We start from the raw sequence: 23914 nt of genomic DNA, 5'->3' as shown, positions 1-23914 counted from the left end.
CGATGAACGGAGCTGCCCATGCGCGCCTGATCCTGCTTCGACATGGAGAAAGCGAAGCCAACGCCGCCAATCGCTTTACCGGATCGGCCGATCCCGCATTGACGGCAAACGGGCGCGGACAGGCCGACGCCGTTGCCCGTCAGTTGCTGGACCGCGGCATTCGGCCCGCCCGCATCTTCCGGTCGACGCTACGCAGGTGCGCCGACACCACTGCCATCGTCACGGCCGTGACCGGCAGTCAGGACGTTCCCGTCATCGCAAACCTGGCTCTCAACGAACGCGATTACGGCGCGCTGACAGGGCTGAACAAGGCGGAAGCCGCAGATCGGTACGGCGTCGAACAGGTGCTGCGCTGGCGCCGCTCCTATGCCGATGCACCGCCCGACGGGGAGAGCCTGCGCGATACGGCAGCGCGCGTGCTCGCCTACCACATCCACGTCATGCTGCCTGCCATTATGCAAGGCGGCGCCACGCTGGTCGTGGCGCACGGCAACAGCCTGCGCGCACTCGCCATGGCGCTCGACGGCATCGATGCGCTCGGGGTCGAGACGTTCGACATCCCGACCGCCGGTGCCATCCTCTACGAATTCGCCGCAACGACCGCGATCCTCGATCGCGCGATCATCTCCTGACAGGAAATTTCCCATGTCCATCGACAGCCAGATCGCCCGTCTCCAAGCCCTGGAAATCCTGGATTCCCGGGGCAATCCGACCCTGTCCGTCACGGTGACGCTGACGGACGGAAACTCGGCAACCGCCTCGGTCCCGTCCGGGGCTTCGACCGGCCTGCACGAAGCCGTCGAACTTCGCGACGACGACCGTAACCGTTACGGCGGCAAGGGCGTGCGGCGCGCTGCCGCTCATGTCGAAGGCGAGATTGCAGATGCACTCATGGGGTTGGATGCCCGCGCGCAATCCGACATCGATCATGTGATGATCGCACTCGACGGCACCGACACCAAGGGCCGGCTCGGTGGCAACGCCATCCTGGGCGTTTCCATTGCCGTCGCGCGCGCCTCCGCGCTGGCACAAGGGCGACCACTCTACCGGAGCCTGAACGACGCCGATGACTATCTCCTGCCGGTGCCCTGCATGAACGTCCTGAACGGCGGCAAACATGCCGACAGCAGCCTGGACTTCCAGGAATTCATGATCGTGCCGCACGGTGCGCCGGGTTTCGCGGAAGCCGTGCGCTACGGTGCGGAAACCTATGCCGCCCTGCGTAGCCTGTTGCACGACCGCGGGCTTGCGACCTCGGTGGGTGACGAGGGTGGCTTCGCGCCTCGGCTCGACAGCAACGAGGCCGCCTGCGAGCTGATCGTCGCAGCCATCGAACGTGCAGGGTATCGCCCCGGGGTCGATATCGCGATTGCGCTCGATCCCGCCGCATCGTCCTTTGCCGAGGGTGAGAGCTATCACCTGTCGCGGTCGCGCACCGGACGGCTCGATCGGGCGGCACTGCTCGCACTCTACGGGCGCTGGATCGATGCCTATCCGATCGTCTCGATCGAAGACGGCTTTGGCGAGGAAGACTGGGCCGGGTTCATCGATCAGACCGCCGACCAGGGCGATCGGATACAGATCGTCGGGGACGACCTGTTCGTCACCAACCCCCGCATCATCCGTGAAGGCATCGCCCGACACGCTGCCAATGCCGCCCTCATCAAGCCGAACCAGATCGGAACGGTGACGGAGACGATCGAGGCCGTCCGCATCTGCCAGCAAGCGGGATGGGGGACGATGGTGTCGCATCGCTCCGGTGAAACCGCAGACGACTTCATCGCCGACTTTGCGGTCGCGATGGGTGCAGGCCAGATTAAGTCGGGCGCCCCGTGTCGCGGCGAGCGGCTTGCCAAATATAACCGCCTCATCGCGATCGAGGCGGAGCTGGGCGATCGTGCCCGCATGGCGGCTCCGTTTGCCCGTTACGTCGAGAGGCGGGCATGATCGATCCTACCGCATTGGTCGCACCCGTCGTCCTCGGCATTGTCGAGGGCCTGACCGAGTTCATTCCCGTCTCCTCGACGGGCCACCTCATCCTCACCGAGCGTCTGATCGGCTATGAGGGACGGCAAGCGGGCATCGTCGATGTCGTCATCCAAGTCGGCGCGATTCTGGCAGTCTGCTGGCTCTATCGCGCAAAGCTGTGGTTGGTGGTGACCGGATTGAAGGGCGATGCCGGCGCACGACGCTTTTCGCGCAACGTCCTCATCGCCTTCATTCCGTCCGTCATCGTCGGCGGACTGGCACACGACTTCATCAAACAGGTGCTGTTTTCGCCCTATGTCGTGGTCGTCAGCCTTGTTGCAGGCGGGATTGCGATCATCGTGATCGAACGGTGGGCCAAGCGCCGTGCGGTCGTTGCCGGCGACGTCGAACACCTGTCGCCATCGCTCGCGCTCGGGATCGGGCTTTGCCAGCTTCTCTCGCTCATCCCCGGCGTGTCTCGCTCCGGCGCGACCATCATGGGCGGCGTTGCGTTGGGTGTCGAGCGTCGAGCGGCCACGGAATTCTCGTTCTTCCTGGCGATCCCGACCATGTTCGGCGCCGCTACGCTCGATCTCTATAAGAACCGCGACATCATCGGGGTCGATGACGTGATGGCGATCGGTGTCGGGCTGGTGGTGTCGTTCGTCGTCGCGATGGCGGTCGTAAGATGGCTCGTCCGCTACGTCGGTCGGCACGGTTTCGAGCCGTTCGGGTGGTATCGGATCGTCTTCGGCTTCGTGGTCGCCGGGTTGCTCGCCTCGGGCTGACCGACGCGCTGCCTTCCGTCGGCTTCTTTGCCACTCTGCAAGCAACGGAATGACAATGCCTCTTTGGACAGGTTTCCTGGTCGTGTTCCTTGGCTCGGGCATCGGCGGAATGCTGCGCCACGGGGTTGGTCTGCTTGCCCTGCGTTTCACGGGTGCGAACTTTCCCTGGGGTACGCTCGTCATCAACGTCGTCGGCTCGGCGTTGATGGGCCTGATGATCGGCCTGTTCGCGGCAAGGAGCATCAACGATCCCGAACTGCGGCTGTTCGTGACGACCGGACTGATCGGCGGCTTTACGACATGGTCGACCTTCTCGCTGGATATCGTGACGTTATGGGAACGCGGCGAGATCGGCTCTGCCATTGCTTATGCCGCTGCCAGCATCGTGCTGTCGTTGACGGTCCTGGCAATCGCCCTTCTCGCCGCGCGGCGCTGGGGATGATGCGAACAGCTGCACCAACGCACGGTGTTGACCGATACTGATATCGATCAGGAACGCTCTCGAAAGAATGACGTTTGCCCGGAACTGCAACGGGAGAATTTTCATGAAGATGCTGCTTGCGGCAACGGTCGCGATCGCGTTGGCGACGCCTGCTTTTGCCGATAATGACATGCCCACCAAGGCGCAGCGCGCATCGGTGATGAAGGCAATCCGCGCCGCTGGCTGCACCAATCCGACGAAGGTCGAGCGTGACGACGGTGGATTCGAGGTGGACAACGCCCGTTGCAAGGACGGCGTGTACGATCTGAAGCTGTCAGCGGACTACAAGATCATCTCGCGCGAGCGCGAGGACAACGACTGACCATGCCCGGCGCTCGCGCCGGCAGGCCGGGCGCCGCATGACTGACTATTTGCTACTCGTCCTGGGTGCGTTCGTTGCAGCCGCAATCTCGGGGTCTGCGGGCTTCGGAGGCGCATTGTTGCTCCTGCCGCTCCTCAACCAAGTCGTCGGCGTGACCGAAGCAGTGCCGCTGCTGACGATCGTCCAGATCATCGGTAACGGTGCCCGTGCCGTCATGAACTGGCAGCAGATACGCTGGCGCCCGGTCTTGCTGTTTCTCGCGGCGGCCATTCCGCTGTCGATGCTGGGGGCATTGTCCTTCGCATCACTTCCGACCAGCCTCGTCACTCGCCTGGTCGGTGGAGCGATCCTGTTGCTCGTCGTTCTCAAGGCGACGGGTATGATCGCGTTCAAGCCATCGCGCCGGGTTCTGGTCGTCGGGGGTGGCATTACCGGCCTGCTATCCGGCCTTGTGGGCAGTGCCGGACCGCTCGGCGCCGCGGTCTTCCTCAGCCTCGGCCTGCCCCCGCTCGCCTATGTTGCGAGCGATGCGACTGCGGCCATTGCCATGCACGGTGCCAAGACCATCGTTTATGGCGCGACGATCGATCTTGGACCGGCTTTCTGGCCCCTTGCGATTGCGATGGGCCTCGCGATGATCGCCGGCACCTGGGCCGGGCGCTCGCTTATCAAGCGACTGCCCGTCGACCGCTTTCGCCAATTCGTGATGGTCCTGCTCGCACTGATCGCGGTGCAGATGATCGTCATGGGCTGACAATAGGGGATCGGCGCAATAGCCGTATCCCGTCACTGCTTATCCGAAAGTCCGTGCGATGGATGCCTCCACCGTACTGCTGCTCGCCCTTCTGATGATGGCGGGTGCGGCACTCTACACCTCGGTCGGCCATGCCGGCGCATCGGCCTATCTGGCGATCATGGCGCTGTTCTCGCTGCCCGCCGAGACGATGCGCCCGACCGCGCTGATCCTCAACATTCTCGTCGCAAGTTTCACGACCTGGCGCTTCGTGCGCGCCGGGCAATTCAATGCAAGGCTGCTGCTGCCGTTCGTGATCGGCGCGATCCCGGCCGCCTATCTGGCAGGGCAAGTCCATCTGCCGGGGTACATCTACCGCCCGATCGTCGCGGCCGTGCTGCTGCTTGCCGCGATCCGCCTGTTGTGGCCGTCGAAGCATGAAGCGCCGGAACCGGTGCCGCCTCGCCATGGAATCGCGATCCTCTCCGGAGCGGGCATCGGCGCGCTGTCTGGGCTGACCGGGACAGGGGGCGGCATATTCCTCAGTCCGCTCGTGCTGCTCCTGGGCTGGGAGACGCCGCGCCGCACGTCGGGACTGTCGGCCGCCTTCATCCTGTGCGTCTCGATCGCCGGGTTGCTTGACAACCTCACGTCGGTCGGCCGGTTGCCGCGCGAGTTGCCGATCTTTGTCGTGGCCGCCTTTCTCGGCGCGCTGATCGGCACCCGGCTCGGTGTGTCGAAGCTCGATTCCCGGCGCCTGCTTCAGGCGCTCGGCGCTGTCCTTCTGATCGCAGCCGGGAAACTGGCGCTCACCTGACGTTGCCCCCGGAATCACGCTTGGCCCATCGCAGTGTGAAATAGCCGAGCAGACCGGAAATCAGCGAGCCGGCAAGAACACCGATCTTGGCCTCCGCCTGGAGGAGGGGACTGCTCGGAAAGGCGAGCAGCGTGATGAAGATGCTCATCGTGAACCCGATGCCGCACAGGAGCGCTACCCCGAGCATCTGAAGCCGCCCCGCATGTGCGGGCCTGTCGGCCAGTCCCAGCCTGACCGCGATCGACGCAAAGCCGAAGACGCCTCCGACCTTGCCGAGCAGCAATCCTGCCGCGACGCCGAGCGTGACGGGCGCGACCAGCGCGCTCGGCGGGAGCCCCAGCACCGGCACCGCGGCATTCGCCAGCCCGAAGACGGGAACGATCAGAAAGCTCACCGGCAGATGCAGGGCATGTTCCAGTCGATGCAGCGGGCTGACGCAGGCATGGTCGGATCGACCGGGAGTGCGCTCCATCGGTATGGTGAAGGCCAGCATGACACCGGCGAGCGTCGCGTGGATGCCCGAGCGCAGAACCAGTACCCAAAGAACGATGCCCACGAGAAGATAGGGCGACAGGCGTCGTACCTTGAACAGGTTGAACCCGATCAAAACCGCGAGCGCCGCTCCCGCCCCCGCTAGTGCAGGCAACGAGAGGTCGGCCGTGTAGAACAGCGCGATGATGAGCACCGCGCCGAGATCGTCGATGATCGCCAGCGCCGCGAGAAACACGCGCAACGATGCAGGCACGCGATTACCGAGCAGTGCGATGACGCCCAGCGCGAAGGCGATATCGGTCGCCGCGGGGATCGCCCATCCGGCCGCGGTCGGTCCGGCATTGAATGCGAGATAGATAAGAGCGGGCACGATCATGCCGCCGGCGGCTGCGATGCCCGGCAGGACGCGCCGCGGCCATGTCGAGAGCTGGCCGTCTACTACCTCGCGCTTGATCTCCAGCCCGACGAGCAGGAAGAACACCGCCATCAGACCGTCATTGATCCAGTGTTCGAGCGACAGCGGCCCGACATAGGCGTGCAGCATCGCTGCATAACCCGGTCCGAGAGGCGAGTTGGCGATGATGAGCGCAACCACCGCGGCGGCCATGAGAACCAGTCCGGCTGATGACTGTGCTTCGAGAAAACGGCGGATCGCACTGGGGTGCGATTGGGCATGGTTCATCAACAGGGTATCCGGACGTGAGAATTCGGACGCTGGCGGCCCGACCAGCGTAAGAACCTGCCCACCTCCGAATATGGCGGCGAACACCCGGGGAGAGCTATCGCATCGTCACATCATCAGGGCAACGTCATGTCGTGCCGTGAGCCCATCGTACAATTGAAACGATCCAAGCAGGCCCATGAGAGCTGCAGCGGCCGCTATCATCAAACAGGCGGTCGACATCCGATCGGTATCCGAGGTCTTATCGCTCGTCCCACCAAGGAACGGCCAACGAGACGAGGGGACGTTCTCGGAATCGATCGCGCTTCGGGACAGTGTGAAAGCGATCAGTCCGGGATCAATGCCCAACCGCGTATCTGCAACGTCGCCATCGTCGTAAGCGCCGACACATCGACTTCGACGACCTTGTCGACCTCAGCAGGGGCAATCCCGTTCCCGACCAGAGCCTGGCTGCACACCCGAACGGACACGCCTGCTCGTTTCAACGCCGCTATCAGGGCAAGATTAGGGTTCGTGGCAGCGCCGGTTTTCGTCGCATACGCCCCATTTTCAGCAATAATCGGTGTCGCCGGGCCGTGGACGATCACGACCACATCTCCCTGTGCTGGCCGCACGTTGTCCGCGCCGAGCAGATTCAGAAAGCGCGCGACCTTCTCCAGCGAGGGATTGACCTTGTCGGGGGATGACGCCGCCTTCGTCACGCTGAACAGTACCCGATAGCGCAGGGAGCGGTCCGGCCGCTCAACCGCGCCTTCTACCGGCGTGATCTTGCCATAGCCGGCAATCACGGGCTGTTGAGCGGTGCCTCCCGCTGACCCGGCACTGCTCATGACGGCAAGGCATCCTGCAACTGCGATAACGGGAAGCCGCATCTCATTTTTCCTTCCACAACCGGAATGATCATCCGACCCTCGCAAACACGGCCGCGCCCATGTTTCGCGGCCGCGCGGCAACCGACGCCCCGCGCGCTCGCGCCGGACGGGGAGCGGGAGCTGCTTCCTCCACGGCTGTATCGTCAGCGCCGAACATCGCTTCCAGCGTGCGCACGCACAGTGCAGCTGCGTCATCGGCAAGCCGGTAGTGAACCTGCTTGGCTTCACGTCTTGTCTTCACCAGATCGGCGCGGCGCAGCTCGGCAAGCTGCTGGCTGAGGGCCGGTTGGGTCACGCCGGTAGCAGCCTCTATGTCCGCAACCTGACGCTCACCGCCGAGCAGATAGGACAGGATCATGAGGCGCTGAGGCTGGGCGAACACGCGCAGCTTTTCGACCGCCGCATCGGCGATCGCGCGGGATTGATGGATCGCTGTCATCGATCGGCCTTTAACTGATGAAACCAGTCGTCACCGGCGCTACCCGGCAAGGCAGGCGGCAGCAGGACATCATCACCCGGCTGCCAGTCGGCCGGCGTATAGGCTTGCCCATCGGCCGAACGCTGCAATGCCCTGACTGTGCGGAGCATCTCGTCGACGGATCGCCCGACGTTCATCGGATACCAGTTGAGCGCACGGATAATGCCTTCGGGATCGATGAAATAAGTCGCGCGGACGGCTGAGGCGTCGCCGGCCTGTTCGTCGAGCATGCCGTAGGCGTAACCCACCGCCATCGACGGGTCTTCGACGACCGGGAACGGCACCTCTACACCGAAGACATCCTTGATCGCGCGCAACCAGGCGACGTGCGAATACAGGCTGTCGACCGACAACCCGAGCAGGACGCAATCCAGCTCCTCGAATTGCGGTGCGGCCTTCGCCAAGGCCACGAACTCGCTGGTGCAGACCGGCGTGAAATCAGCCGGGTGCGAAAAGAACACGACCCAACGACCACGATACTGATCGAGCGACATCTCGCCCTGCGTCGTGCGGGCAATGAAATTCGGGGCCGCGTCCCCGATGCGCAACGAGCGCGGTACGTCTGCATCCATCGTTTCCATGCTTTTCAGATGGCACGGGCAGCCCGTTGACGCAAGCAGATTATACAACTACATAAACCATGAAATCAATAAATGGAGACGATCGTGGAGTCGGCGTTAAACAAGGCAGTTGCGCAGATTGAACGTGCGAAGGCGGCAGGAGCGCCGATTGTCCATTCCTTCTTCGATGAGCCGACCAACACCGCGACCTACGTCGTCTGGGACCCTGCCACGCGGAAGGCGGCGATCGTCGACAGCGTCCTGGACTTCGACGCCGCGGCAGGCCGCACCGGGACGACATCAGCGGACGCGGTCATCGCATATGTGCGGGAGCACGGCCTCTCGATCGAATGGCTGCTCGAAACCCATGCCCATGCCGATCACCTGTCTGCGGCGCCCTATCTGCAAAAGGTGCTGGGTGGTCAGCTCGCGATCGGCCGCGAGATCATTCGCGTGCAGAACGTCTTCGGCAAGATTTTCAACGCCGGAACCGACTTCGAACGCGACGGCTCCGAGTTCGACCGCCTGTTCGACGATGGCGACCGTTTTGCGATCGGCGACATCGAGGCCATCGCGCTGCATGTGCCGGGGCACACCCCCGCCGACATGGCCTATGTCATCGGCGACGCGGTCTTCACCGGCGATACCCTCTTCATGCCGGATTACGGCACCGCACGCGCGGATTTCCCCGGTGGTGATGCGCGCCAGCTATTCCGCTCGATCCGCCGGCTGATGCAGTTGCCTGACGAGACGCGACTGTTCCTGTGCCACGACTACAAGGCTGCGGGTCGCGACCGGTATGTCTGGGAAACGACCGTGGGCGCGCAGCGCGTCGGCAACGTCCATGTCCACGAAGGGGTGAACGAAGACGACTTCGTCGCGATGCGCACCAGTCGGGACGCCACCTTGGCGATGCCCAAGCTCATCCTGCCGTCGGTGCAGGTGAACATGCGCGGCGGCCATCTGCCGGCGCCGGAAGCCAACGGCACCCGCTACCTCAAGATTCCACTGGATGCGCTGTGATGCCCGAATTTTTTCCCCATGCCATGCCGCTTGCCGGCTTCATCGGTGGCCTGATGATCGGTGTCGCTGCGGCGATCATGTTGCTGGGCAACGGTCGGATCGCCGGGGTCAGCGGGATGTTCGCGCGTGTCCTCGGCCTCTCCGAAGGGGGCGCTCCCTGGATGACAGCACTGCTTTTCACGGCAGGGCTGCCGCTGGGTGCGGCGCTGGCCGCGGCCGATGTGGATGTGGAAGCCCGCTTCCCGACATCCCTTGGGCTGATCGCCGTCGCCGGGCTGATCGTCGGGATCGGTACGCGGCTCGGCGCGGGGTGCACCAGCGGTCACGGCGTCTGCGGCCTGTCGCGCCTGTCGCCGCGGTCCATCGTTGCGACGGGTACGTTCATGGCGACCGGTATCGCCACCGTGACCCTCATGCGTCTGGCGGGAGTGGTATCGTGATGCGCCAGAGCCTCCTTTCGCTCATGAGCGGCACGCTGTTCGGCGCCGGCCTCGCCGTGTCCGGCATGATCGATCCTGCGCGGGTGCGGGCGTTCCTCGACGTCGCCGGTGCCTGGGACCCGACCCTCGCCTTCGTCATGGCCGGAGCGATCCTGCCGATGGCGCTGGCCTGGCTCATCGTGCGTCGGCGCTCCACGCCGATCGTCGCCGAGCAATTCCATACGCCCGCCACGTCGCCGATCGACGCGCGCCTCATCGGCGGTGCCGCCCTGTTCGGCATAGGCTGGGGCCTTGTCGGCCTGTGCCCGGGCCCTGCCATCGCCGCACTCGCGATCCAGCCTGCCCCCGCGCTGCTCTTCATCGCTGCAATGGCGCTCGGCGCAGCCATCCACTGCTTCGCACTCACCCCACGCCGTTCGGCGTGACCGGATAGGAGACGTCACATGGCCTTCAAGAAGATCACATCGTCCTTCTCGGCTGCTCCCCAACTTACCCGAAATGACGTCGCTGCTGCCGCACAGGCAGGATACCACTCGATCATTTCGAGCCGGCCCGATGGCGAGGAGCCAGGGCAGCCGAGCGCGCACGAAATGGCCCGGATCGCCGAAGAACATGGCCTTGGGTTCGCCCATGTCCCGATCGTGCCGGGCAAGGCGACCGATGCCGATGCGGACCGGATGAAGGAAGCGCTGGCCTCGCTGCCGGGGCCGACGCTCGGCTTCTGCCGAAGCGGCACGCGGGCGGCCACCCTATGGGCGCTGGCGGAGGCGGATCACGCCGATCCGGCGACGATCATCGGTCAGGCCAAGGCAGCCGGATACGATCTGGCCGATCTGAAGTCGGCGCTCGCCCGCCGTTCCGGAAAGGCCGGCAAATGACCTACGACATCGTCATCATTGGAGGCGGAGCCGCGGGTATCGCAACGGCCGCCAGCATTCTGAAGCGCAACGCCCAAGTGTCGACCGCGGTCGTCGATCCGGCCCAAGATCACTATTATCAGCCCGGTTGGACGTTGGTCGGGGCGGGCGTTTTCACCCCCGAACAGACCCGCAAGGCGGAAGCCGATGTCATGCCCAAGGGCGTCGAATGGATCCGGCTGCCGGCGATCACCATCGACCCCGAGCGTCAGGCGATCACCCTGGGCGACGGGGATACGATCGCCTATCGTGTCCTGATCGTCGCCCCCGGCCTGCGTTTGGCGTGGGAGAAGATCGCGGGGCTTACCGAAGCGTTGGGCCGCAACGGGGTCACGTCCAACTACCGCTACGATCTGGCGCCCTACACCTACCAGCTTGTCCAGGAATTGCAGCGGGGACGCGCGCTGTTCTCGCAACCGCCGATGCCGATCAAGTGCGCCGGCGCGCCTCAAAAGGCGATGTACCTGTCCTGCGACATCTGGCGCGAACGCGGTGTTCTCCCCGCGATCGACGTCGAATTTCACAACGCCGGTGCGGCGCTGTTCGGCGTCGCGACCTATGTCCCTGCGCTGATGGAATATGTCGAGAAGTATAGGATCAACCTCAAGCTCGAATCCAACCTCGTCGCGGTCGACGCCGATCGGCGTATTGCCACCTTCGAGCGCAAGCAGAACGGTGTCAGCGAGCGGATCGAGCGCGGGTTCGACATGCTCCACGTCGTGCCGCCGCAGGTGTCGCATGACGTCGTTGCCAAAAGTTCGCTCGCGGCGGCAAACGGCTTCGTCGAGGTCGATGAGGCGACGCTGCGCCACAAGCGATACGACAACGTCTTTGCCTTGGGCGATGCTGCCGGGACGAGCAATGCGAAGACGGCCGCGGCAGCCCGCAAGCAGGCACCCGTGGTGGCGGTCAACGCGCTCGCCGCACTGGATGGTAAAGCCCCAGTCGCCGACTATGACGGTTATGGATCGTGCCCGCTTACCGTCGAGCGCGGCAAGATCGTCCTTGCCGAGTTCGGCTATGGTGGAAAACTCCTCCCCAGCTTTCCGTCGTGGCTGCTGAACGGCACGCGCCCGACGCGCGCGGCCTGGTTCCTGAAGGAGCGGATGCTGCCCCCGATCTATTGGCAGGGCATGCTGAAAGGCCATGAGTGGATGGCGGCTCCGCATGAGATCGGCAAGGCGGCATGACCCTCGAACCGATCCAGTATCTGCTGGGCGCGCTGTCGGGCAGCCTGGTGGGCTTCACCCTCGGTCTGGTCGGCGGGGGAGGCTCGATCCTCGCTGTCCCGCTCATGGTCTATCTGGTGCGCGTGCCCAACGCCCACCTCGCCATCGGCACGAGCGCGTTCGCGGTCGCCGCTAACGCTGCAACCGGGCTGATCGGTCATGCAAGGGCGCACACCGTTAAATGGCGCTGTGGCGGCATGTATGCGACCGCCGGCGTCATCGGCGCCCTGTTCGGCTCTACCGCGGGCAAGGCCGTCGACGGCGGCAAGCTCCTGTTCCTGTTCGCACTGGTCATGGTCGTCGTCGGCGTCCTGATGCTGCGCGGGCGCGGTGACACGGGCAACCCGGGGGCGGAGTGCAACCGGGAAAAGGCGCCGAAGGTGCTGGGCTACGGCCTCGGCACCGGTCTGTTCTCGGGCTTCTTCGGCATCGGCGGGGGCTTTCTGATCGTCCCCGGCCTGATCGGATCGACGGGCATGCCGATCCTGAACGCCGTCGGCACGTCATTGATCGCCGTCACCGCGTTCGGGCTGACGACGGCCGCCAATTACGCATTTTCGGGTCTGGTGGACTGGCCGCTGGCTTTCGTGTTCATCGCCGGTGGAGTTGTCGGCGGCTTGATCGGCACGCGCATCGCGAAGCGCCTCGGTACGGGCGGCACGCTCACCACGGTCTTCGCCGTCCTGATCTTCGTGGTGGCGGCCTACATGCTCTGGAAAAGCGCGGCCGCGTTTCTCTGATGGCGGGTGCGATTGCCATCGGGCCGCTGATGCTGGCCGTCGATCGCGGGCTTGCCGTGCTGTGCATCGTCGTGTTCCTTGGCCTCACGACACTGGCCGGTCGGTTCCGCTTCCCTCGCGTATCGACGGTCTCCACCAGCGCCATCGTCGCTGGACTGGTCACGGCACGGATCGGTTACGTCGCAGCGCATTGGTCGAGCTACACCGGCGCTCCGCTGTCCATCCTTGCCGTGTGGCAGGGTGGCTTTTCCCCCGTTGCAGGGCTTCTGGGCGCTGCGGCGATGCTGGCGATCCGGCTTGGCCGCTCAAGCGCGCTGGCGGCAGGCTGGGGAGCGTTGGCTGTTGCGGGTGGCCTCTGGTTCTCGCTTCAGGCGCTGATCCCTCCCGTGACCTACGGCCCGTTCCCCTATCATCTCAACCTGACAACCCCGTCCGGCGCGCCGCTTCCACTCGATCGCTTCCGTGGCAGGCCCTTCGTGGTCAACCTGTGGGCGACATGGTGCGGTCCGTGTCGGCGTGAGCTGCCGATGCTCGATGCGGTTGCGTCGCGCCCTGGCGAGGTCCCGATCCTTCTTGCCGATCAGGGCGAGGCGCAAGCGATCGTCAGCGGTTTTCTCGGCCGTGAAAATATCGGAGCGCGCCATGTCGCGCTCGACCCCGATCGTGGCCTTTCTCAAGCCCTGAAGGTGGCGGGGTATCCCGCAACGGCCTTCGTTGCGGGCGACGGCACGATCGTACAGCTCCAGCTCGGTGAATTGTCACGCGCTGCGCTCGCCGATGGAATCGAATTAGCAAGGAAACACCGATGAATCGTCGCAACCTGTTGTCTCGGGGCCTCCTGGCCGCGCTTGCCTTCGCCGCGCCGATCACGCCTCTCATGGCCCAGCAGCCCGATCTGTCGCGCAAGGCGGTCGTTGACGATCCCGTGGCTCCCAAGCGCGCCGGCAGGACCTACGACGTCACGGTTGTCGAGTTTTTCGACTATAACTGCCCCTATTGCCGTCGCATGGAGCCGGTGCTGAACGCCCTGCTTCGCTCCGACCCGAAGGTACGGGTCGTGTACCGGGACTGGCCGATCTTCGGACCTGCCTCGCGTGAGGCGTCACGCGCGGCTGTCGCGAGCCAATGGCAGGGCAGGCATGCCGCCTTTCACGAGGCCCTGATGACCTCGCCGGCGCGGCTCGACAGCGCGGGCGTCAAGGCAGCGGCTGCCAAAGCCAAGGTCGACTGGCCCCGTCTGCAACGCGATTTGAAGAACCGTGGCGCCGAAATCGACGCGCTGCTTACGCGCACCGATAGCATCGCCCAGGCGATCGGTTTCAACGGAACACCAGCGCTGATCGTCGGCTCGCAGGTCGTCGCCGGTGCTGTCGATCTCCCGACGTTGCGTCGTCTCGTCGCGGAAGCGCGCAAAAAACCAGCGGCGCGCTGACCATGCCCGGGCCGCTCAATCGGAGACAGCTTGCCGGCTTGGGCGCGGTGGTCGTGGGTGGTTGGGCAGTCGGGCAGGTTCTACGGCGTACCGCCCCGATCGGGCGCGACGTCGGGCCGACCGCCGACCTGATCCTTGCCGGTAACGGCTCGCCCGAGGACGGACCTGCCGATGCTACGCTCCGGCTTGCCGTGTTCACCGACTATCGTTGCCCGGCCTGCCGTCATGGATTTTCCGCCCTGGAAGAGGCTGTGCAACGCGACGGCAAGGTGCGGGTCATCTACAAGGATTGGCCCATCTTCGGTCCGCCATCCGAACGTGCCGCAAGCGTGGCGCTCGCGTGCGCCGAACAGGGAGTTTACCCGACCGTCCATCGTGCGTTGATGACGGACAGCCGCACGATCGACGACGACGTGTTGCGGGACGTCGTGATGCGCGCTGGCGGCGATTGGCTGCGCGCGATGACCTGGCTTGCCGCCCACGCGGACGCTGTCGCAGCCCGCCTGCGGGCGAACGGACAGGAAGCCTATTCGATCGGACTGGCGGGCACCCCGGGTTATCTTGCCGGTCCCATGCTGGTGATGGGCGCGATCGACGCCAGCGATTTCCAACGGCTGTTCGCGCGTGCGCGGGAAGAAAGCTGACGATGCGAGAGGATACGAAACATGATCGAGTATAATCACAAGGGCATGACGGTTGCGTCGCTCCATGACGAGCGCACCGGCAGCTTCCAGTATGTCGTGGTCGACGAAGCCACGAAGACCGCCGCGATTATCGATCCGGTCCTCGACTTCGATCCCCGTGCCGGTGCGACCGCAACCGACAATGCCGATATGATCCTCGAATATGTCCGCGCCAAGGGACTTACTGTGGAATGGGTGCTCGATACCCATCCCCATGCCGATCACTTCTCGGCCGCGCCGTATCTCGCGGAAAAGACAGGGGGCAAAACCGCGATCGGCACCAAGGTCGTGGAGGTGCAGAAGCTCTGGCAGGACATCTACTGCCTGCCCGACCTGCCCGTCGATGGTAGCCAGTGGGATCGCCTGTTCGCCGATGGCGAGCAGTTCAGGATCGGCTCGCTCGACGCGCACGTCATGCTGTCGCCCGGCCACACGCTCGCCTCGATCACCTACGTCGTCGGCGACGCGGCGTTCGTCCACGACACGCTGATGGTGCCCGACAGCGGCACCAGTCGGGCTGACTTTCCAGGCGGCAACGCGCGCGCGCTGTGGCGCTCGATCCGGGCGATCCTCGAACTGCCGCCCAGCACCGCGACCTATGTCGGCCACGACTACGGCAAGGACGGGCGCGAAGTCTTTGGACGATCGACCGTGGCGGACCAGCGTCGTGACAACATCCATGTGCACAACGGCATCGGTGAGGCCGAGTTCGTCGCCACCCGCGAGAAGCGCGACGCAACCCTGCCGCTGCCGGACCTGATGCTTGCCGCGCTCCAGGTGAACATCCGCGGCGGTCGCCTGCCGGAGCCGGAGGCGTGCGGCACAGCGTTCCTCAAGGTGCCGCTCAACCACTTCGGCGCGGGCAAATGACCGAACCAACGCCGCCAACGCCCGGTGATGATGGCGATGCCCAGCGTATCATCTTCGCCATTACCGCCGCGCTGCTCGTCCTCGTCGTCACCTACAAGGTAGGGCAGTCTGACGCGCCCGTGCAGGCACCCGTCGAGGTAGCAGCGGACGCCGCCTTTTCGCCACCGGCGGAAAGCACCATCCCCGCCGGGCCGGACGGCGACGCGATCCGGCGCGGTCGACTGATCTTCACCGCGAGCGCGGCTCATGCCGGCCAGTACGTCGGCAACGGCCTGACGTGCAGCAACTGTCACCTCGATGCCGGGCGGAAGGCCGATGCGTCCCCGATGTGGGCGGCCTGGGTCAGCTACCCAGCTTATCGCGCGAAGAACGGCCGGGTGAACACGATGGAGGATCGCATCCGCGACTGCTTCCTCTACTCGATGAACGCGCCCGCCTCGAAAGCCGGCGCCCCGCCGCCCTATGGCGACGATATCTACCGCGATCTCCAGAGCTATTTCGCCTGGCTCGCGACCGGCGCGCCATCCGGCAAGCCGCTGCCCGGTCGCGGGTTCATAAAGCTCGCCACAACCCCGATCGGGCACGATCCGGTTCGCGGCGCGATTGTGTTCGCCGGCCAGTGCGCATCATGCCACGGTGCGAACGGCCAAGGGCAGGCGAACCCGGACGGCAGCTATACTATCCCGCCGCTGTGGGGAGCGCGCTCCTACAATTGGGGTGCGGGCATGACCGGGCTGGCGTCGGCTGCCGGGTTCATCAAGGCCAACATGCCTTATGGTGAGGGCAACACGCTGACGGATCAGCAGGCGTGGGATGTCGCCGCCTATGTCGATAGTCGCGAGCGACCCCGCGATCCGCGGCAGACCGGGACTGTCGAGAGCGCACGTAAGCAGTTTCACCCCAAAGGGGACTATTATGGTCAGGAGATTGACGGAAAAATGCTTGGCAGCTGATCGCTCGGCTTCCTAACCAGTGTCACAACCGAACGTGGCTGTTGAAAATCTCGCGTTCGAATTGATGTTGCGCGATTAGGGCACTGAGCGCTCTTTCAGGCCCCATTCGGCTGGCGTGTGTTAAAAACCTATCGAACGATCCCGATTTGATGCGCCGGCCCGCCGGGGGGATGGCCGGGCCGGCGCCTGCAGCTGGCTTAGCGACGGGGGAGCTTTGCCAGGGCAGCCTTGTAAGCCGCGTAATGCGTGCCTTCGTCGACCGCGATCTGGCGGAACATCTGCGCCACCTTCTTGTCGCCGGCCGCTTCCGCCTCCTTGGCGAAATTCACGTACATCGTGACATTCTCGTAGTGCTCGCCCTTCATGGCATCTTCGAGGTTCACATTGTTGCTGCTGCCGAGCCGCAGCGCCTGCGCTTCGCGATCGAAGTGCTCGTTGGCCTCGACGTTGGCCGATGCGCGGAAGAGCTTGGCGAGTTCGGGCTTTCCCGCCGCCTGCGCCTGGTCGGCGTACCGCAGATACTTCAGGTTGGCATAAGCCTCCCCGTGCATCGCGGCTTCGAGGTTCGCCCGCGTGCTGGCGGCTAGCGGGCGGGTCGGCGCCGACGGCGCGGCGGTCACGCTGACGGCGAAAATGGTCGCGGCACCGGCGGCAGCGACGATCAGGGACTTCATCATGGTCGATACTCCATTGCCGCCGGAAGTGCGGCTGCCCCGCTATCGACCCCGGTCCTGACGACGACCTGACAGGTCCGCGGCAACCGCATTCTCGAGCCGTCGGAAAAACTCGCTGTGCCGTCAGGTTTCGGTCAGGCGGTGCTGCGATCTCCCGGTCATCGAGGCTATCCCGCCTCTGACAGGAGCTCGTTCGATGATCCGATTTGCCCCCTTGAAGGTCGCAGCCTTTCTCGCCGCCGTCGCAGCTGCGCCGATGGCGATGGCGTCGCCCGTCTGCACCAAGGCGCCTCAGGCCAAATGGATGACGCCGGCACAAATGAAAGGCCGCATCGCCAAAATGGGCTATCGCGACGTCAAGGTCTTTCAGGTGTCCGGCAGCTGCTACGAAATCTACGCTCACACCAAGGACGGCAAGCGCGCCGAAGTCTATTTCAACCCGGTGAACGGCGCGGTCGTTCAGAACAACGTCGACTGACGATGAGCCACGTCGCTCCAGCGGCTCCTTCCCGAAACCCTGCTCGCAACCGCGGCAGGGTCAAGGTCTGGGACCCGATCGTCCGCATCTTTCACTGGACCGTGGTAGGAGGTGTGATCGCCAACCTGACGTTCCTTCGGCATGAGGAGCCGCCGCATATCTATGTCGGCTACGTTGTCGTCACGGCGCTGGCGATCCGGCTGATCTGGGGTGTTATCGGCCGGCGTCACGCGCAATTCGCCAGCTTCGTGCCAGGCCCGTTCGTGTTGCTGCGCTATTTTCGCGCGCTGGCTGCCCGGCGCGAGCCGCGCTACATCGGGCACAACCCGGCCGGAGGCGCAATGATCGTCGTCCTCATTGTCCTGCTGGCGACGGTGGGGACCAGCGGATGGATGATGGGGCTCGACCAATTCTGGGGTGTGGGCTGGGTCGAGACGTTGCACGAAACCGCCGCCAATGTTCTGATCGGCGCGGTAGCCCTGCATGTCATCGGTGCGATCGTCGAGAGCGTGCGGCACCGGGAAAACCTGCCGCTGGCGATGGTCACTGGCTACAAACGTGCACCAACGGGGACCGACATCGACCATGCGCCTGCTGCTGATTGAAGACAACGCCCGGCTCGGCAGCCTGGTTCGGGACGGCCTGATCCCGCAGGGTTTCGCGGTCGATTGGGTCGAGACCGTCGAGGACGCCGAGCTGGCGATGAAGGTGGCGACATATGACCTGCTACTGGTCGACCTTGGCTTACCCGATGGAGACGGCTTGGACATCGTCCGCCGTTCCCGCCGGGACAAGAATGCGACGCCGATCCTTGTCCTGACCGCGCGAGGTGGCCTCGACGATCGCGTCACCGGACTCGACGCGGGCGCTGACGACTATCTGGTGAAGCCGTTCCAGATTCCCGAGCTCGCGGCGCGGTGTCGTGCCCTGCTGCGACGACCCGGGGCGTCGCTCGGCACCCAGCTCGCCGCGGGCAACGTCGTGCTCGATTGTGCCTCACGGTCGGCCGACGTGGGCGGCGTCGCGATCGACGCGACGCCGCGTGAAATCAACCTGCTCGAAGTTCTGCTCCGCCGCGCCGGACACGTCGTCGCCAAGCCGGCGCTTGAGAATACGCTATATGCGATGGACGCCGAGGTAACGCCCAACGCGTTGGAAGCGGCAGTATCGCGGCTGCGCAAGCGCCTGACCGCCGCCGGGGCGGACGTGCAGGTCCGCACCGTGCACGGCGTCGGCTATGCGCTGTTCGCGCCAAGCGTATCTGGTGAATAGGATGGATGCGATTCGGCCAAGGCGACGGCCCCCTACGCTGTTCCGACAGATTGCGGCGCGTCTGGCGGCGTTCACGCTGCTGTTCGCAGCACTCGACGTCGGGATCGTCGTGTTCACCTACAGTCGCCAGCCCGAATCGCTCGCGCAGGAATTGCTGACGCTTGAAGCGACGAAGGCTCAGGCAGGCGGCGTGCTGTCGCCCGACCTGCTAACCGGACCGCCGGGGGCCGAATCCTGGTCCGCGCGCTATGTCGAACCGGGATCACCCGAACTCCGGCGGGTAGGGGAAACCGGGATCGACGGCGCGTCAACCCTGGTCGACTGGACGCGGCGCGAACAGACTCCTCGCGGCTATCGGATATCGGGCGTTCGCGCGATCGATCGCGGCGAGGAGCGGCGATGGCTGGCGATGCAGTTCGAGGGCGACGGCATCCGCCCCTATGTGCCGGTGATCGTGAACGAGATCATTCAGCACGTGATGCTGCCGCTGATCCCGTTGTCGCTGTTGCTGTTGCTGTTCAACGTCTTCGCCGTCCGCCGGGTGCTCCAACCGCTCCGCCATGCCGAGCGCGAAGTGGACGCGCTGGAACCCGACAACACCCTGCTTCGCCTTTCGGAGCCGAGTGAGCCGCGAGAGGTCAACACGCTCGTCAGTGCCGTCAATCGGGCGCTCGGTCGGCTCGATGCAGCGATGGCGACTCTGCGGGAGTTCACTGCCAACGCCGCACATGAGCTGCGCACACCGTTGTCGATCATGCAGCTATCGCTCGATCGGCTCCCCGCAGGCAAGCAACGGGACGAACTGCAGGCCGATGCGCGGCACCTGACCCGTCTCGTCGAACAGATGCTCGATCTCGCCCAAGCCGACGCGCTGGCCCTCGATGGCCACGTTGCCATCGATATCGCCGACATCGGCCGGGACGTCGTGGCCGCGATGGCGCCAAAGGTGTTCGCGGCGCAGCGTGATCTACGTTTCGAGAGCTTCGGCGACACCGCGGCGATCGGGCACCCGGAAGCGATCTTCCGCATCTATCGCAACCTGATCGACAATGCGCTGTCACACGCGCCCGGCGTCACGCCCATCGACGTAAGCGCGGGACCCGGTCCACAGCTGACGGTCCGTGACTACGGGCCGGGGATTGCAGAGGTCGATCTTCCGCACGTGTTTGACCGCTTCTGGCGCAAGGATCGCCGCAGCTCTACCGGAGCGGGCCTAGGCCTTGGCATCGTGCAACGGTTGACCGAAGCGCATGGTGGAACGGTCAGCGTCGAAAACGCGACAGGCGGGGGTGCTTCGTTTCGCGTCCGACTCGAGGTCTAGACTTGAAATTACGGGAGCCATCGCTTTCGTCAGCTGTTCGTCAGGCCCGTGCCGCAACGCACCTGGCGTAGCTACATCGCTCCATCATCCCTGCACTGCTGTCCGGAGCCAAATACAATCCAATTCCCGCCCACTCGGCGGCTCACCGAGTTCGACATACTTTAGGATAGCCAATGACGACCGACGCCATCGATCACGCGCCAGGAGAACATCATCTCGTCCACCGTACAGGCTGGCTTCGCGCAGCGGTGCTCGGTGCCAACGACGGAATCATTTCTGTTTCAAGCCTGATCGTCGGTGTCGCAGCCGCGCCAGGCTCGACTGCGAGCACAGTCCTTGTTGCGGGGGTAGCAGCATTGGTCGGGGGTGCACTGGCGATGGCGGCGGGCGAATATGTTTCGGTCAGTTCGCAGGCGGATACCGAGAACGCTGACCTTGCGCGGGAATCGGCCGAGTTGGAACGTTCGCCCGTGACCGAAACGCGGGAACTGGCCGCAATCTATGAAGGGCGTGGCGTCGAGCCGTCGCTAGCGATTCAGGTGGCCGAACAGATGATGGCACATGACGCTCTGGGAGCGCATCGCCGTGATGAGCTTGGCCTTGCTGACGACGGCGCATCGCAGCCGATGCAGGCCGCGGTATCCTCGGCCTTGGCATTTGCCGCCGGCGCGATCCTACCCGTGATCGCTGCATTAGCACCGCGTAGCGCTGTGCTTTATGCGGTACCAGCAACGGCATTGGTGCTGCTTGGCGTGCTGGGTGCGCTTGGAGCGAAGGCGGGCGGCGCCCCGATCGGGCGCGCCATGATCCGGGTGGTTTTACTGGGTGTCCTTGCGATGGGGATGACGGCCCTTATTGGGGCTTTCACCGGGGCGGTGGTTTAAAAGCTTTTCGTTGCCCGCGGCGATGCGACACTAGTCCGCACCGCTACGTCCCGAAAACGAGTAAGCAAACGCATCGCCACCCACGCCTATGGTCAGCCCCCCCCTTTCGCAAAGCTGATCGTATCCGGCACCACGCTAATTTGTTGCCGAAGTTTCCCGAAGCCTCCACCGTAACTGTCTTTGGCCGTGAAGCGACGGGGCACTCACAGCGCACACCAACCGCCAGAAAAACGACCGGTTTTCTGGCGGTCGAGGATTTTGCCTCCTCAGCGCATTCCGAAGATCGGAAAACCCGTTGCGGAAACCACCAGCACATTGCAGGGTGTCAGATATCTTTTCTGGCGGGGTGGCGATGCTCATCGGATATGTGAGGGTGTCCAAGGCTGACGGATCGCAGACGCTGGCACCGCAGCGCGATGCGCTGCTCGCCGCAGGCGTCGATGCCTCGCGCATTTATGAGGATCTCGCGTCGGGTCGTCATGATGCACGTCCCGGCCTGACTGCCTGTCTCAAGGCATTGCAGCCCGGCAATACACTGGTGCTCTGGAAACTGGATCGCCTCGGACGCGACCTGAGGCATTTGGTCATCACCGCCGAGGCGCTGCGTGAGCGCGGCATTGGGTTGAAGGTGCTGACCGGCGCCGGCGCGCAGATTGACACCACCACCGCCAACGGCCGCCTGGCCTTTGGCATCTTCGCCGCTTTTGCAGAGTTCGAGCGCGAGTTGATCGCCGAGCGCACACAGGCCGGCCTTGCCGCGGCACGCGCGCGGGGGCGCATGGGAGGGCGACCCCGCAAGATGGACAAGGCAACGCTGGCGATAGCGATGGCCGCCATGTCCGATCGCAACGCGATCGCAGCCGATGTCGCGCGCCGTCTCGGCATGACCACGACGACACTCTATATGTACGTGAACGGTGACGGCACGCCCAAGGCGCCGGGCCAGGCACTGCTCGACGGTGTGCCATACCGCAAAGAACGGCTGCAAGCCGCGTGATAGATCACGCCGCGCCTCAGCGATCAGGCATATCGTCGAGCAGGCGAGGCGATCACGTCGTGTTCAATCGACCGGGCCGAGATCGCAGCCGGCGTCAGCGCTGCGGGGACGCATACTCCCCGGCGCGGCTTGCCCGTCAGCCGCTGGGGTCGCGCCAGGACCATCAGATTCATCACCGCCGCGCCGATCAGGAACTCTTCTTCCGCTCCGCGGATACCGCGCAGGTGAAGCCGCCTCATGCCATGCTTACCCTTGGCGTCAGCGAAAAACCGTTCAACCCCGCGCCGCAACCGCATAGACCGCTTGTAGAGCCCGGTTTCCACTTCGGCTCTGGCAAGATCGCGGACGTCCTCATCGTCCAGCCGAACCAGGGTACGACGCCGCGCCGTCGTGCATTTCTTCCGAAGCACGCACGCCTCGCAGTCACGCGCATCGGCTGCATAACGGTGTACGCCGGTGGGCAGATGGAAGGCATGATGTCGGAGCGGCTTTCCGGTCGGACAGGTAAAGCTGTCAATGTCACGATCATAGCTGAAGGCCGTTCGCGGCAGCTTGCCCTTGGTCTGTTGCGTACGGTCGATTACCGGAATGTGCGGGATTGCGCCGTGATCCCTTACGAAGCCGAGGAAGTTGGCGCTGCCATAGGCTTTGTCGGCCGCAACCCGCTTGGGACGATAATCAAAGCGATCGGCCGATCGCTCGAGCATGACGCGCCCCGCATCAACTTCCTCCGCGAACCGAGCCGGTGTCGCCTTCACATCGAGAGCGACGCCACTCGGGGTGTCGACCAGCGCATTCAGGGCGTAGCCGAACCGGCCACGCACCGTTCGCGCCGACCAAGCCGCGGCAGGGTCCGTTCGAGAGACGCCTTGGCAGCTTTTCGAGCGCGCCATTTCAAAGACGGCATCTCCTGTGTCGTGCACCCACTCCCTAACCGCGCGCGACGCGTTGGCGACATACGGCAGGTAGCCAGGAACGGTCTTGCGCTGCCAGCTCGCATCAGCCGCTATGAACGATGCATCGATCGCGGCGTCTTTTCCGCCAATCAGTCCTTCACTGATGCAGCGTCGGACCGTGCTTTCGAACAGGATCCGGAACACGTCGGCATCGCGGAAACGACCGTGCCGGTTCTTGCTGAACGTCGAGTGGTGCGGAACCTTGTCTCCCGGCGCGAGACGGCAGAACCAGCGATAGGCCAGATTGTAGCGCAGCTCCTCACACAGGCGCCGTTCGGACGTGATCGCGTAAATGCGGCCGACCAAGGCCATGCGGATGAGGAGTTCGGGATCGATCGATGGCCGTCCCCTTGCGCTGTAGTGACCGGCCAGTGCCTGTCTCAACTCGCCGATGTCGAGACATCGATCGACGCGACGCAGCAGGTGGTCTGCGGGCAACATGGCTTCTATGGTGCGGCGGGACGCCCCTTCCCGCTTACCGCGACAGGCTGGTCCCATCATAGCGACGCTCCTTTCGGCAGGGGTGAAACGAAGGAGCAACCCGGCATGTCCGGCATTTTTCAACAGGCCCGAACGGTTTTGACACCATTCCTTGAGTAGCCAAGTCAGCTAATCGCTTAGTGACCTAGCCGTAATGGATAAGTTGAGTCACTGCTGTTTTCTGCTTTCGTTCTCCACGATACTGAATCATAGAATTGTTATGCCAATCGCGCGTGAACATCGCTGGCTCTACCCGATTGACTGGCGTGAACTATCTGTCTTCATCCGGTTTGGCCGCGCCAAAGGGGGCACCTCAAGGTTTGTCATATGGACAGCGGCAGTCGGAACAAATGGTCAACAAAGGCCTGAGCG

General features: G+C 64.4%; 30 protein-coding genes. 24 read left to right on the top strand and 6 right to left on the bottom strand.

Translation table 11 applies throughout. The features are described from left to right. Positions 1–2 precede the first annotated feature (2 nt). The 7 genes from ACFSC3_RS18375 to ACFSC3_RS18345 all read left to right on the top strand — a co-directional run bounded on the left by ACFSC3_RS18375 (position 3) and on the right by ACFSC3_RS18345 (position 5109). Positions 3–632 (top strand): 2,3-bisphosphoglycerate-dependent phosphoglycerate mutase, encoded by a 630-nt coding sequence (locus tag ACFSC3_RS18375; RefSeq protein WP_043060747.1) that lies wholly within the window; start codon positions 3–5, stop codon positions 630–632. 13 nt (positions 633–645) lie between these two features. Further along, positions 646–1947: a phosphopyruvate hydratase gene (gene eno, locus ACFSC3_RS18370; protein WP_198355580.1), complete on the top strand. Its 1302-nt coding sequence runs from the start codon at positions 646–648 to the stop codon at positions 1945–1947. After that, positions 1944–2756 carry an undecaprenyl-diphosphate phosphatase gene (locus tag ACFSC3_RS18365; protein ID WP_043060748.1) on the top strand — a complete coding sequence of 271 codons (813 nt, stop codon included), beginning with the start codon at positions 1944–1946 and terminating at the stop codon, positions 2754–2756. Before eno ends, ACFSC3_RS18365 begins: the two co-directional genes overlap by 4 nt. A 49-nt stretch (positions 2757–2805) precedes the next feature. After that, positions 2806–3198, top strand: a complete 393-nt coding sequence (crcB, locus tag ACFSC3_RS18360) for a fluoride efflux transporter CrcB (RefSeq protein ID WP_249042167.1) — start codon at positions 2806–2808, stop codon at positions 3196–3198. Between the two features lie 103 nt (positions 3199–3301). After that, entirely contained in the window at positions 3302–3559 is a 258-nt protein-coding gene (locus tag ACFSC3_RS18355) for a PepSY domain-containing protein (protein ID WP_052814241.1), read from the top strand. A 37-nt stretch (positions 3560–3596) separates the two neighbouring features. Beyond that, positions 3597–4313, top strand: a complete 717-nt coding sequence (locus tag ACFSC3_RS18350) for a sulfite exporter TauE/SafE family protein (RefSeq protein WP_043060750.1) — start codon at positions 3597–3599, stop codon at positions 4311–4313. A 58-nt stretch (positions 4314–4371) separates the two neighbouring features. Continuing rightward, positions 4372–5109, top strand: coding sequence for a sulfite exporter TauE/SafE family protein (locus ACFSC3_RS18345; protein WP_380941575.1), 738 nt, complete (start codon positions 4372–4374; stop codon positions 5107–5109). On the opposite strand, the gene nhaA is transcribed toward ACFSC3_RS18345, so the two are convergent. From nhaA to ACFSC3_RS18325, 4 genes are all read right to left on the bottom strand, one after another. Further along, complete coding sequence (gene nhaA / locus ACFSC3_RS18340) at positions 5102–6283, bottom strand: Na+/H+ antiporter NhaA (RefSeq protein WP_380941739.1); 1182 nt, start codon at positions 6281–6283, stop codon at positions 5102–5104. The genes ACFSC3_RS18345 and nhaA overlap by 8 nt on opposite strands. 326 nt (positions 6284–6609) lie before the next feature. Next, complete coding sequence (locus tag ACFSC3_RS18335) at positions 6610–7155, bottom strand: DsrE family protein (protein WP_373284538.1); 546 nt, start codon at positions 7153–7155, stop codon at positions 6610–6612. Positions 7156–7183: 28 nt separating this feature from the next. After that, the gene (locus ACFSC3_RS18330; protein ID WP_043060753.1) at positions 7184–7594 is read right to left on the bottom strand and encodes an ArsR/SmtB family transcription factor; all 411 of its coding nucleotides are present in this window, start codon (positions 7592–7594) and stop codon (positions 7184–7186) included. Further along, entirely contained in the window at positions 7591–8214 is a 624-nt protein-coding gene (locus tag ACFSC3_RS18325; protein WP_043060754.1) for a peroxiredoxin, read from the bottom strand. The genes ACFSC3_RS18330 and ACFSC3_RS18325 overlap by 4 nt, the downstream gene beginning before the upstream one ends. Before the next feature lie 72 nt (positions 8215–8286). Between ACFSC3_RS18325 and ACFSC3_RS18320 the strand changes: the two genes are divergently transcribed. The 11 genes from ACFSC3_RS18320 to ACFSC3_RS18270 are packed head-to-tail and all read left to right on the top strand — an operon-like array spanning position 8287 to position 16480. Continuing rightward, positions 8287–9216: an MBL fold metallo-hydrolase gene (locus tag ACFSC3_RS18320; protein ID WP_174521626.1), complete on the top strand. Its 930-nt coding sequence runs from the start codon at positions 8287–8289 to the stop codon at positions 9214–9216. Continuing rightward, a complete protein-coding gene (locus ACFSC3_RS18315) occupies positions 9216–9656 on the top strand; it encodes a YeeE/YedE family protein (RefSeq protein ID WP_043060755.1) in 441 nt (146 codons plus the stop codon). Before ACFSC3_RS18320 ends, ACFSC3_RS18315 begins: the two co-directional genes overlap by 1 nt. Further along, positions 9656–10081, top strand: coding sequence for a DUF6691 family protein (locus ACFSC3_RS18310; protein ID WP_043060756.1), 426 nt, complete (start codon positions 9656–9658; stop codon positions 10079–10081). Before ACFSC3_RS18315 ends, ACFSC3_RS18310 begins: the two co-directional genes overlap by 1 nt. A gap of 18 nt (positions 10082–10099) precedes the next feature. Further along, positions 10100–10534 (top strand): protein tyrosine phosphatase family protein, encoded by a 435-nt coding sequence (locus ACFSC3_RS18305; RefSeq protein ID WP_043060757.1) that lies wholly within the window; start codon positions 10100–10102, stop codon positions 10532–10534. Beyond that, on the top strand, positions 10531–11763 hold the full coding sequence (locus ACFSC3_RS18300; RefSeq protein WP_380941574.1) for an NAD(P)/FAD-dependent oxidoreductase: 1233 nt from the start codon (positions 10531–10533) through the stop codon (positions 11761–11763). Before ACFSC3_RS18305 ends, ACFSC3_RS18300 begins: the two co-directional genes overlap by 4 nt. Next, entirely contained in the window at positions 11760–12542 is a 783-nt protein-coding gene (locus ACFSC3_RS18295) for a sulfite exporter TauE/SafE family protein (protein ID WP_043060759.1), read from the top strand. The genes ACFSC3_RS18300 and ACFSC3_RS18295 overlap by 4 nt, the downstream gene beginning before the upstream one ends. Continuing rightward, positions 12542–13351: a TlpA family protein disulfide reductase gene (locus ACFSC3_RS18290; RefSeq protein ID WP_018251199.1), complete on the top strand. Its 810-nt coding sequence runs from the start codon at positions 12542–12544 to the stop codon at positions 13349–13351. The genes ACFSC3_RS18295 and ACFSC3_RS18290 overlap by 1 nt, the downstream gene beginning before the upstream one ends. Continuing rightward, a complete protein-coding gene (locus ACFSC3_RS18285; RefSeq protein WP_056432835.1) occupies positions 13348–13974 on the top strand; it encodes a DsbA family protein in 627 nt (208 codons plus the stop codon). The genes ACFSC3_RS18290 and ACFSC3_RS18285 overlap by 4 nt, the downstream gene beginning before the upstream one ends. Before the next feature lie 2 nt (positions 13975–13976). Next, positions 13977–14618, top strand: a complete 642-nt coding sequence (locus ACFSC3_RS18280; RefSeq protein ID WP_026189135.1) for a DsbA family protein — start codon at positions 13977–13979, stop codon at positions 14616–14618. A 21-nt stretch (positions 14619–14639) separates the two neighbouring features. Beyond that, on the top strand, positions 14640–15527 hold the full coding sequence (locus ACFSC3_RS18275) for an MBL fold metallo-hydrolase (RefSeq protein WP_018251202.1): 888 nt from the start codon (positions 14640–14642) through the stop codon (positions 15525–15527). After that, positions 15524–16480 (top strand): c-type cytochrome, encoded by a 957-nt coding sequence (locus tag ACFSC3_RS18270; RefSeq protein ID WP_018251203.1) that lies wholly within the window; start codon positions 15524–15526, stop codon positions 16478–16480. Before ACFSC3_RS18275 ends, ACFSC3_RS18270 begins: the two co-directional genes overlap by 4 nt. Positions 16481–16677: 197 nt before the next feature. Here ACFSC3_RS18270 and ACFSC3_RS18265 read toward each other — a convergent pair whose 3' ends face one another. Beyond that, on the bottom strand, positions 16678–17157 hold the full coding sequence (locus ACFSC3_RS18265; RefSeq protein WP_051693705.1) for an acyl-ACP desaturase: 480 nt from the start codon (positions 17155–17157) through the stop codon (positions 16678–16680). A 193-nt stretch (positions 17158–17350) separates the two neighbouring features. On the opposite strand from ACFSC3_RS18265, the gene ACFSC3_RS18260 reads away from it, so the two are divergent. From ACFSC3_RS18260 to ACFSC3_RS18235, 6 genes are all read left to right on the top strand, one after another. Further along, entirely contained in the window at positions 17351–17632 is a 282-nt protein-coding gene (locus tag ACFSC3_RS18260; protein ID WP_038069681.1) for a PepSY domain-containing protein, read from the top strand. A gap of 2 nt (positions 17633–17634) precedes the next feature. Continuing rightward, on the top strand, positions 17635–18237 hold the full coding sequence (locus ACFSC3_RS18255; protein ID WP_038069678.1) for a cytochrome b/b6 domain-containing protein: 603 nt from the start codon (positions 17635–17637) through the stop codon (positions 18235–18237). After that, complete coding sequence (locus tag ACFSC3_RS18250; protein ID WP_066707257.1) at positions 18218–18904, top strand: response regulator; 687 nt, start codon at positions 18218–18220, stop codon at positions 18902–18904. The genes ACFSC3_RS18255 and ACFSC3_RS18250 overlap by 20 nt, the downstream gene beginning before the upstream one ends. A 1-nt stretch (position 18905) precedes the next feature. After that, complete coding sequence (locus ACFSC3_RS18245; protein ID WP_232474339.1) at positions 18906–20225, top strand: sensor histidine kinase; 1320 nt, start codon at positions 18906–18908, stop codon at positions 20223–20225. A gap of 173 nt (positions 20226–20398) precedes the next feature. Next, positions 20399–21109, top strand: a complete 711-nt coding sequence (locus tag ACFSC3_RS18240) for a VIT1/CCC1 transporter family protein (RefSeq protein ID WP_038069674.1) — start codon at positions 20399–20401, stop codon at positions 21107–21109. 352 nt (positions 21110–21461) lie between these two features. Further along, complete coding sequence (locus tag ACFSC3_RS18235) at positions 21462–22106, top strand: recombinase family protein (RefSeq protein ID WP_038069700.1); 645 nt, start codon at positions 21462–21464, stop codon at positions 22104–22106. A gap of 23 nt (positions 22107–22129) precedes the next feature. On the opposite strand, the gene ACFSC3_RS18230 is transcribed toward ACFSC3_RS18235, so the two are convergent. Continuing rightward, positions 22130–23563: a transposase gene (locus ACFSC3_RS18230; RefSeq protein WP_226341918.1), complete on the bottom strand. Its 1434-nt coding sequence runs from the start codon at positions 23561–23563 to the stop codon at positions 22130–22132. Between the last annotated feature and the right edge of the window lie 351 nt (positions 23564–23914).

This window comes from Sphingomonas floccifaciens (genome assembly GCF_042681125.1).
In the GTDB taxonomy this organism is placed as follows: Bacteria; Pseudomonadota; Alphaproteobacteria; order Sphingomonadales; family Sphingomonadaceae; genus Sphingomonas; species Sphingomonas floccifaciens.
This window is presented reverse-complemented; position numbering and strand designations above follow the sequence as displayed.